This window comes from Serratia sp. BIGb0234 (genome assembly GCF_024809915.1).
In the GTDB taxonomy this organism is placed as follows: Bacteria; Pseudomonadota; Gammaproteobacteria; order Enterobacterales; family Enterobacteriaceae; genus Serratia; species Serratia liquefaciens.
The window spans coordinates 1-10,866 of sequence record NZ_JANUEI010000021.1; the positions used below are offsets into that span (position 1 = coordinate 1).

The 10,866-nt window shown below is 46.6% G+C and carries 3 protein-coding genes and 3 pseudogenes; 3 read left to right on the plus strand and 3 right to left on the minus strand.

Annotation, left to right across the window (positions count from 1 at the left end; translation table 11 throughout):
* Positions 1-60: 60 nt before the first annotated feature.
* Entirely contained in the window at positions 61-2,481 is a 2,421-nt protein-coding gene (locus M2407_RS25975) for a hypothetical protein (protein ID WP_259220239.1), read from the minus strand.
* On the opposite strand from M2407_RS25975, the pseudogene M2407_RS25980 reads away from it, so the two are divergent.
* A pseudogene (locus M2407_RS25980) lies at positions 2,426-2,860 on the plus strand (IS3 family transposase); the annotation flags it as partial. The gene M2407_RS25975 and the pseudogene M2407_RS25980 sit on opposite strands and share 56 nt — an antisense overlap.
* A 314-nt stretch (positions 2,861-3,174) precedes the next feature.
* Here the strand turns inward: M2407_RS25980 and M2407_RS25985 are convergent.
* On the minus strand, positions 3,175-9,114 hold the full coding sequence (locus M2407_RS25985; protein WP_259220240.1) for a putative adhesin: 5,940 nt from the start codon (positions 9,112-9,114) through the stop codon (positions 3,175-3,177).
* 679 nt (positions 9,115-9,793) lie between these two features.
* Between M2407_RS25985 and M2407_RS25990 the strand changes: the two are divergent.
* Positions 9,794-10,436, plus strand: a pseudogene (locus tag M2407_RS25990) (transposase family protein); the annotation flags it as partial.
* Positions 10,417-10,560, plus strand: a pseudogene (locus tag M2407_RS26360) (transposase); the annotation flags it as partial. The pseudogenes M2407_RS25990 and M2407_RS26360, both read left to right, overlap by 20 nt.
* A gap of 33 nt (positions 10,561-10,593) precedes the next feature.
* On the opposite strand, the gene M2407_RS25995 reads toward M2407_RS26360, so the two are convergent.
* Complete coding sequence (locus M2407_RS25995) at positions 10,594-10,752, minus strand: hypothetical protein (protein ID WP_259220242.1); 159 nt, start codon at positions 10,750-10,752, stop codon at positions 10,594-10,596.
* Positions 10,753-10,866: the final 114 nt, after the last annotated feature.

The following is a 10,866-nucleotide window of genomic DNA, read 5'->3' on the forward strand; positions in this document are numbered from 1 at the left end:
ACTGGAAATGGCAGAATGAAACATGGTTGAATCGGGAGCGGGAAACCCTGGCTGCTTGAATCAACTGAGGCGACAACTACCTTGACACGCACCGGTATTTGAGTAGATGTGAGTATCATAGTCTTTTTTTAGTTTATCTTTTATATCATTCATTATCCGTGCGGGCATATCTTTCCGATACGAACCTTTTTGGAATGACAAAAGGTGATTTTCCCCCTCTGCCGGAGGATTAATTCTGTAGTTAAATGGATTTTCCTGCGGGTATTTATTTTTTTCATACAGAGGAAGAGCCTTCAGCACCACTTTATCGAAGTCATCCCAGTGTGATGGTGACAACAAGCCATAAGCTGAAAATGAGTGACGCCATACAGAACCGAATCGACCGTAAACAGAGCGATTAGCAGGTTGCATTTCAAAAACAAAAGATTGCTCAGTATAAATGCTTAACGCAAGCGTTTTAGCACCAAGACCTTCACCTAGGGTAAATGAAAACATACCTGGAACTTTGACACCTGCAATATATACATCATTTGCAGGTATTTCCCCAGCGAAAAACTTATGCAACAGATGGTAAAACTCATTATCTTCACCATGTTTAATGGTGTATTCAAAAATCCTATTAAGCATTATATTTCTCATTAATCTAGAGAAATTATCGGCGTTTTTGACATCATTAAAATAAGCACTAACCTCATCCTCAAGTTCAGATTGCAACTTGGTGAGATTCACTGTATTTATAAAGCCAGTAACATGGTCACCGCCCTTTATTTCCACTCCATAATCATCCGGCCTGACTTTTTTCTCATTGGCAAACGAATATAAATACGCACCACTCACAATATCTTCTAATTTAAATGTCATTTCGTATGCTGGATCTATTTTTTTGAACGTTTTCTGGCCCAGGCCTGCGGATTCAGTACGCATCTTCTGCTCTGCTTTATTAGTAAAGTGAACAGTTACCAGTGTATATGGAGATAACGGTGATTCATTTCTATTCTCTGGTTTATTATTAAATTCATTGATGATTTCAGATGCGCGCTCATTAATTCTCACCTTGGGCCTGAGAATAGACTTATCAATCACTGTTAATTCATTATTACCTCTTGTAATGGATTGCCTGGCCTCGTCATAAGAGGAGGAGTCATCTTCCTGACTATTACTCCCATGCTGACTACCTTCTTGCAATTGGTTTTCATTTTTATTCCCTAGCAGGCCTGATGCAGGGCCATTTCCGGTGGTATTCTGAATATCACCGCCTGCTCCTGATGCACTGACTGTCCCTTTACTGCTTTGATCTTCCCTTTCGTCAACGAGTTTATAGTGATAGTCTACTATGTCAGAATTTTTCTCTTTCCAGAAAAAATTACTGTGGTGGCTATACGCCGGGATTATTTTCTCTGACGCTGCTTTCATCTCTCCAAGCTTTAAGCCTTCAATGTTATTATTGACCCACACACCCAGATCGTTTACTGCCTGGTAGGGGTTATCTTTACCCATCGTATATGTATATACATCAGTCTTACCCCCCGTGCGGGTAACCGTAAACCGTATCGTTCTGCCCAGAAAATCCGGATTTTTAGCAAGGTCACCGGCCGGATTATGCTCGAAGCTAAAGGCATGACCCTGTTCATATCGCAACTCAAATGCCCGCGCTACTAATCTGTGCCTTTTCGGCCTGCTTAATGGCCTGCCGGAGGGCGATGTTACCATCTCCCCGGCCAGGCTTTTTTCTTCGGCTCGGTCATCGCCATGCCCAACTGTGACCGCAAACTGCCTGGCGGCTAAAGGGGGCTGTCTGTGCGATTCCTGAAGTTGTTTTCTGAGTTCTTCTGCTTCTTCTTCCTCCTGGTATCTGACGTAGAGAGAAACCATGATACCCGGCAGGGTAAATCCCGCATTTACGGCGATGTCCCCAAGTCTGAATCCGGCAAGCAGATTTTTCTTCCGGTCATCACGGGATAACGTATACGCTGTCAGTATGACATCAGCCAGCAGCTTTACCAGCAACGGCGTCGCCGACTTACCCACACGAAAAGCGTATTTTTTCAGGATAAGGCTCAGGGCCTTCCACCGGGCATCTTTAGCGCCGGGCTGGCCGATTTGTGCTGATTTTGACAGTGCATGCAGCGTACCTGCTATCTCAAAAGGCAGAAACGCCGTCTTTAACGCCAGGCTGAACGGCAGTTTCAGCCACAGACTGCTCAGCCCCAAGCCCTGATTCACCCCCATGCCTAGGCCACCACGCATCAGTGAGTAGACGAGGCGCCGCTGTAACGACCGCACGCCCGTACGTGCAAGATGTTTTCTAAGGTTACCCACGCCTTCCAGCATGGCTTCCTGGCTCCGCGGAGCCGGTGCAACCCTCCCTTCTTTCGCATCCTCATAGGCCTGACGTATCTGGAGGTGCACGCTCCCGTCACTGGCGGTGTCGCCGTTGGTGGACTGCTTCGATGGAAAAGTGGTGAGCTGGTCGCTCAGCACACGCCCTGATGCTGAGCTGGTTAATAGTATGTTGGATAATACCATCGGGACGTTAAGTGCCGGCGAATGTCCTGTCATACACAGTGACAGAGGTAGTCATTATCGCTGGCCTGGCTGGCTGGAACGGGTTAATGCAGCAGGTCTTATCCGCTCAATGTCCCGTAAAGGATGTTCACCAGATAATGCGGCATGCGAAGGGTTCTTCGGCCGGTTAAAAACTGAAATGTATCATGGTCGTGAATGGTCGGGTATAACACCTGAACACTTCATGCAACATGTAGATGCTTACATCAGGTGGTATAACGAACAACGTATTAAATTATCTCTGGGTGCAGTCAGCCCGGAAATGTACCGCCGGCAACTAGGCATCTCACAATAAAATCGTCCGCACCTCCTTTTTTAACCAAAGTTAAAATGTCGTCTTTCGGTTAGTCTGTTTTCACAGGCAGACAATCCGGAGCGTCTATGTTGGTGACCATGAGCCAGAAAGAACTGAACCGTATTCCCGTGCTGCAGCAAGTCTGCGACAAACTCCTGACACAAGCTACTGCATCAAACCTAACTGCTTGAAGATCGTTGCTAGCCCGGCCTCATTCTGTCCAGCTCTGCCTGAATTACAGCAGGTAAGGGGAATTGCAGCCTTACCCTGTCCATGCACTAACGTCCTATGCCTGTCTCTTTTCCTGGGATACCTCAGAATTCCGACGTCATAACGTCAGTTAGCGACTCGTCAGAAAGTATATTCTTACTTAGGAATTCCATATTTTCATTTGATTCGAATGAATCTGAAGCAATATCAACTTCATTCAGATACGCAACAAACGCGTAATATTGAAGTGGCGATATTAGGTTGAGCGCTTTTGGTATCATTTTTCGATAGCTATTTGGTATTAGCCCCGTTTCATGAAGTTCTTCCCAGTCTACTTGAGATGCTTTTTTTCTGAAGTAGAGCAGGAATACTTTAATCTCCATTATCACTTGACTATTAACACGCTTACCTTTACCGAAGAAGCTATCCTGTACCTTCTCCATTCTTTGCTGTATTTTTGGACTATTGTAATTAAGTTTCGCATTTATGTAACCAGTGCGATCTATTAAGTAGTCAATTGATTCCCTTGAGCTTGAACAAGAATCTAAATTAGGGCCTTGGTATTGCGAATGTTGTGCTCCTTCCTGCATTTTCCCAGCTTGCGTTTTATTCCCTTGTTTTACCAGCTCTTTCCCTTCTCTTTTTAAACGAAAGCGTTCAGTCATCTCTTCCACCTGTCTTTTTAATTCGGATTTATTCCGAGAATTTTTAAAACTGTTGATGAGTGCCTCGCCCAGCCCACTGATTGGTTGAGGAAGAGTGTTTCCATAGTTTTGAACTAAATTAGTACTCTGAGGTAATATATTCGAGATAACGTTGGGCGATTTTGTAGCTGCTAAACTGTTTGTAAGCTGAGCACGTAATAGACCCCATCGGGTATCACGACAAGCCAGGATATGGAGTTCAACTGGTTCGATCACACTCCCCCCCAGTTGATCAGCAGTCTTTGATAGATTTACGGGACGCTGCGCAGAAGCCGATATCGTTATAACCCCCGTCTCCGCTTTTTTATTTAAAGCCATCGTATCAAGCGTTCCTAGGGGGGTGTCATTCTCATAATAGCTTAATTTCATCTCTTTATATTGTCCAGGCTGGTCAGTGCCGGTAAATTTTTTTATTTCCGACACATTAGCAGGACGCCACCCCATACCATCTGGCACCTCTGTCATATTGTGACTTACCCTGGCTACAGGATTGTTATTTTTGCTTGTTAATCCATAGTCAGTTAGAGATTTACCGTGAGCTGAATAAAAATACAATGTTTGCCCCTCAGGAACAGAAACTGTTTTTCCTGTCGAGAAGCCGTGAGATGATAGCATGAATTTTTTTGGCATCTCTGTTTTACCATCAGGCAACCAGATTTTAAAAGAATCATTGTAATTACGAACATGATATGTATTTTTGTTGTACGGCGACGTTACCTGCTCCGGCTCAAAATTATCTTTGGTGTTTTGTTTCCCAGGACGATGTTTTTCTTTCTTATTGAATATCTTTGAAGGAGTTGTCCCTTTTTTGTGAAGCAGGGTGTTTTTTGTACTTTTTACTGCCATATCTTGTAGCTTTGCCATATCTTGTAGCTTTCGATACTTTCGCAAAGCAACATCGATTGAATCCACAGCGGCACCCACACTGAAAAAAATCGCATCAAGTATTGCATCGTTCTTTATTTCTTTGCTTTTTTGTGGGTTATCCTCCATTTCAGCCTGCATGAACTCGGCCAGAATGTACACACCTTCGATCCCCATTAATATAAGTGGTGCGATACCACCAGTACCAGCAGCTGCGCCAGCCCCTGCAGCAAAAAAAAACGTGTCGAGAAACGTACCCAGCACATGCATGGTATAATCAACCCTCTCCTCATCATTAGTGTAGATATAGGTGTCATAGTCTTTACGTATTTTTTTCTTTATGTCTTCATATATTTTTTTCGACATTTCACTTCTGGGTAAAGAAGCATGACCAAATTTTATTGGTTTTGTCTCCCAGTGATTGTGTACATCTTTAAATGTATCTGTTTTAACCACATATCTAAGGCGCTCATACAATGGCATCGCCTTCATCACCAGTTTATTGAAATCATCCCAATCCGAATCCAATGGCAGTGATGTAATGGTAGTGTTATATGGCACCCGCCCTCTTATTGGCAGATGAACCGTATGTATAGCCTTGGTATGATCAAAAACAAAACTCTTATTATTATAAACATTTAACACTAGCGTTTTATCTATCCCTAGGCCTTCGTCTCTTACTGTGAATGAAAATAAGCCAGGAACTCTAAACCCATTAATAGTTACATCCTCATAAGGTTTTTTTCCTTCATAAAAACGACTCAGAACATCTGAGAACAAGCTTTGTTCACCAACCTTATCAAGATACTCAATAACCCTAAAGTCAATTACCCTATTCATAACGTCTTCGATTTCAGCCGTTTTCTGGGGGTTATTGTAGAAAGCATCAAGTTCTGCTTGCAGGTCGGCTTGCAGTTTATTACGATCAATCGCATCGATATACTTCGTAATTTCCTCTTCCTCCCTACGTTGATTAACATAATAGAAAGTTATTTCGTACTCATTTGTTTTATTCTTGGTTTTTTGATCAACGTAACGTTTGTATGCACCGCTAACGACATCTTTTAAAAAAAGACATTCAGGTGTGAAGGCCGGTTTGACATTTTGCGCCGTTTTGTCAAAAAATCCTTTCCCCTGTTCAAAGATGTCTCTCTTCGATGTTATTGTTACTTTTATTTTTGACTTTGGTGTTAACCGCTTGTTTTTTTGTATATTTTTGTTGATTTTTCTTATTTCTTCAGAAACACGACTATCAATGCTTGCTTTGGGGTTTAAAATGGGTTGGCTGAGCACATCTTGGAGTTTTTTGCACTGTTTGATAAATTCATCAAGATTACCATCCAAGCCAGCCCCATCCTGAGACCCAGGTTGCATAATTAGCTCTGGTTTCTTGACATCGTCAGGTCCAGCCCCCCGCTTATTCCGAAGCAGAGTCGCCTCCACGTTTAAGGATGCCGCCTCTTCAATTAGTCTGTAGGGCCTGAATCTTTGCGATAACAGTTCCTTCCGGTCACCTCGACTAAATAAATACATCGTCTGCCCCACAGGAAGAAACACATTCAAAGCACCGAACGGAAGAAAGGATTTGGCTGCCCTGAACAGAAACTGCCTGAACAACCGGTCTGTCACCACCCAGCGAGCCGCGGTAGTCACGTCTGCAGGTTCCCATGGCTTACTGGCTCGCTCTAGCGCGTTATCCACCCTGTATAATGAGTATGCCAACATCACCGTTTTCAGTGCGATAATAGAAACCGTTTTAGCACCCGAAAACGCAAACACCATATTTAGCGAACCCGACAAGGCCGCTTTCCCCACCCGCCGACCCAGTGATAACGGGCCCGAGCTTGCCAGTTTTGTCCAAAATCCCTCCACCCCATTCACCACCTCCTCCGCTGTGGGGAGACGCAGTTGCATGTTGTTGCCAGCATCGGTATAGGCATCCCGTATCAGTTGTGCCATATCACCGTCTCTCGCAGGGGCGAGTTCTGCTTCATGTTGTTGAAGCAATGCGTTCACTTTTTTATCAAATCCGGCACCTTCTTGTGGATGTTTCGTAAGGTGCTTCGCTTTCTCCGCGGCCAAAAACTCACCCAGATGACGCACCCTTTTACTTTCATCAGAGTAAATACTCTGAGGCGCACCCACTCTTAACTCGGCGGCTTTTTTTATTGCACTTTTGATATCCTCAATTTTCCGGATAACCTCACCCATCTTGTGAATGGACTGATTCTGCCTGGCCACTTTCCAGTCGAGGGACAGGGTGTAAAAAACAGCAAGCCGCGGGATAACCTCAGCCATAAATTCCTGTACGACCGTTGCCGTCCCCACGTCGAGTGACTGCTCACCCAACGCAGGTAGCGTCGACACAAATACCGTGATTTTTTCCTGAATCCACGGAAAAGCCTTCCCCATCTTTACTGATGCCTGCTGGTAACGCTCGCGGCTTGTGGCATCATAGAGCGCATCTTTACGCCGCCCCGTGGACCCATACTGCAGCTTGAACTTCAGCGACTCTTGCACTAAATAAGCGGCCATCTTGAGTATTGTGAGTGCCTCTACTACCTGATAGATGCCCGCTCTCAGGTGACGCTGAATGTCCGCGGCGACAGGTTTGGCGTGTGAGCGCGCCCCGGGCAACAACGTAGCGGCTTTCCATTTATCATGTTTCAATTGTGTATGAGACACGGTCGATACGACTTTATTAACGGCATGACGGACCACTCGCCCCGTATGTTGAAATCCACGGGTCACTTTCTGGCGGTATGTTTCTGACGAAAGGTGACTTCGGGCCGTCTTCAATTCCCCCGCGGCAGCCGCAAAATTGTTACACATCAACAGGGGCAGGTCTGTCCCCTTTTCCCGGTTCGCTCTGCTTATCATTAGCGCCGCGGCTTGTTTCGCACCCTTTTTAGCGTTACGTTCCGCGTACGCCAGCATTTTGGCTGTCACCGGCATCGCATTGTCGTCTTCGCGAGACACAGCAGACATCATATCCCTGGCACTCAGGACACCGTTCGCGGTCTTACCCAGCGTATTGGACAGAGTGATAACATCCGCATCATTACCACGGTCTCCTTCTCCTTCGAGCGACAAGAGCGCCCAGGCAACCTGTATCAGGCCATAAACGCCCCATTCTCCTGATGTTTCCGGGTCGACTTTCGCCGTTGACGACAACGTTTCGAGCAGCATTTCGCGTAGCGTTTCCAGTGACACCCGACGTTGCTCACGCTCATCAAATGCAATTTGTTGGGTCACCTTAACGTTTATCGATAACAGATTGCCTCTCAGCGTGGGGAGTAAGTCCCGGGCTTTAAAAAGTGGCGCGTTTTTTAACGACCCCGCCTTCCCACACTCAAAGAGGAATCGATAGGCTGTGTCAATGTCCTCGATAACGTCCGTCAGCGCTTGCTTAATGACTGGCACGGGTGCAGTTTTCTCCGTACCCTTGATGTCCGACTCGACGATACCCATCGCTGGGTCCCACAAGATAAACTCGACATCCAAAACCAACGTTGCCAGCATGTTTATGGCCTGCAACTCCTGGGGATTTTTGGCTCGCGTGTCAAGAATCTGGCCGACGAGTGTTGACAACGAGCGATACCCTTTTGGCATTGGCTTCTTGCCACTTGCCAGTTCATCGCGTAGCCGTACAACTGCAGACAAGCGATTCTCAACGGTCTCAGGGCGGGGAAACGACTTTCCTTTCAGCTCATCTCGCATGCCTGTCCAGGTGTTGCGTTGTGCTGTTGTCGAGTACGTATTCTGGTCGCCTATCAACCGACCTTCCAACGCCAGCAGCGCTGTGCCAAGTTGCTTCGCTGTGTCGAGCATGGGAAGAAGCTGGGGTCTTTCTCCACTCTTCAGCGAGGTTCGATGAAATTCACTCGTTTTTTTGAACGCATGACCCAGCTCGTGTACCTCCTCCTGTACTGCGTTTACTTTTTCAACTGACCAGTATACCTCTTGCGGGGAGGAGGCGGGGGGGAGTAAGTCGCTCTCTCGGGAAACCTGCATCGTTGCGATAAGTCCCTCTGGCATTCGCGTGACAAGATGAGCGATATCACGTTGCGCATCGCGCTGCTTGACCGTTGGGTTTTTATCGCTGGAATGGAAGTTTGCCAATTGGGCAATAAGCTGCTCAAGAAAAGTGACGATATGCTTGATTTCCTTCATGTGTAGGGGGGGGGATGCTTCGTCCTTGAGCATGTCCTGCAACGTGGTCATGACAGGCTGCGCCGGAAGCAGGGTATACCCTTGCGTAACCCGTATCATCTCCGCCAGAAGATGGGTTTCCAACTCGGCTTCCCACGCGTTATTGTGCGCTGGAGAGGAAGGCAAGGAAGGCGAGGAAAAAGCGTGAGAGACCAACAGCCCGGATGGGCAGGATAGATCCTCCTGCTCAAGTTCTTCCGCTTCCGTTGAGGCTGTTGATAACGAGGTCGCCATCGGCGACTTGGCATATTTAGAAAAAACCATGTACATTCCTCCAGGTATTCGTTATCGGACACCGTTAACGTATTTATTCGGTTGGCTGGCACTGAGCCCATATTCCAGGCGCCGTCGGCCGTTGTTCATGGATAAATATTACACGTGCTTCCCAAAACACGCGGACATCTCAAACTGTTAGGTAATTTGTGTAGGCACATTATTGTGTATGGTATTCATATTCATTCGGTGCTATCTTCCCTCGTCGATAACAACGCCGTTTCAGATGATAAAAACTGTCGATATCATCGACAGATAATCGTCAATGACCACAAGAGGCTAAATGCCCGTAAAGTATATTTTCAACTTCACAGATTGTGAGATAACGACAACCACTTCCTCTTCATAGAAATAACCCTATATCTTTATTACAAGATTATTGGCCGCGCGGCGTACGCTGCAAAACCCTCCACCCCCTTTTCTTTAAAAAGGTTGCCATATACGACTCTATAATATTCTTGGGGTGGACCTTTTTATGTTTTAAGAGCTCTGGTGAACGCCTCGCTGAATTCAATACCCGGGGATTACTTCTCCCGTTCATGAACTTTCCTATATCGTCCGTATTGGTCAAATCTGTTAGTACCGATGTAAGAATGGGTCTTCCGCAACTTGCGGTGGAGGTATATTGATGAAGCTTTTTAGTTAACAATGATCTAATCTGTTTTAAGTTATGGACAACGCTATGCCCTCATTTGAGACGCTTTTTCAGCTTCCCTGCGGATGGATATTAACCCAACAATCCGTTGACCCTGTTGGAGTGACTATCAATCTACGCTCCTCCCGGAAGACAGCTCATTGTCCTGAATGCCTTAAACGCAGCAGTTCCGTTCACAGCTGCCGACAGCGTCGGATACAGCATTTACCCTGTTCAGGTCAGACGCTTTGGCTGGTATTTGCCATCCGCCACTGGTACTGCCGTAATGCATCCTGTTCACGCAAAATTTTTGTCGAGTCGCTGGCTCCCTTCGCAGGTTCACGGCAGCAGGCGTTGCAAGATTTGCAGCGTCAGTTGGGATTAATCGCCGGGGTGAGGCTGGAAGACGGACTGCAACGGCTGCGGGTCTCCGGACCAGCGCAGATACTTTTCTTCGCAGGGTGAGAATACCCCGGAGACGAAACCTTCGGGCACGCCTCATGTCAGTATCGACGAGTGAGCTTGGCATCGGGGCCACTGTCATGGCACGTTAATAGTCAATCTTGATACTCACCGTCCCCTCGTTCTGCTTCCCGGTCGCGATCAGCGTACGCTGGCCGCTTGGTTCAGAAAATATCCGGAAATACAGGTTGTCTCGCGCGATCGCGGCGGTATCTACCAGCAGATGGAGTAACGGTGTAGTTGAAGGGCATGTAAATCGCCTGAAAATGCTGAAGCGGCAGATGTACGGACGTGCCGGGTTCGAGTTACTGAGACGACGGGTGATGAGCCCTCTGCCGTGAAGGACTCCACCCAAGTTGCGGAAGACCCACAATTCAATCGGTATTGACATTTATCTGTGTCTGTTTCAGTATACCCGCCAGATAATAGTACTGTAATAGCAGATCGATACGTTCCAGCTCGCTAAACAATAGCGATAACTGGCAACCACCCTGCGGAATAAACGCGGGCTGAAAGGCTGAAGAAAGCGTCATGTTGTTACCCGATAAGAAAAGTTGACCATATATGGACGCCCCGGGTGTTACAAGTACTGGTTCGATACGGTTTGCGACCATATATCCGGCGTCGTTAGTGGGTTAATTTACCCG

What these genes read in the sequence shown, in the direction of transcription:
- M2407_RS25995 (WP_259220242.1), bottom strand. Translation starts at nt 10,752, where the DNA reads ATGACGCTTTCTTCAGCCTTTCAGCCCGCGTTTATTCCGCAGGGTGGT.
- M2407_RS25985 (WP_259220240.1), bottom strand. Translation starts at nt 9,114, where the DNA reads ATGGTTTTTTCTAAATATGCCAAGTCGCCGATGGCGACCTCGTTATCA.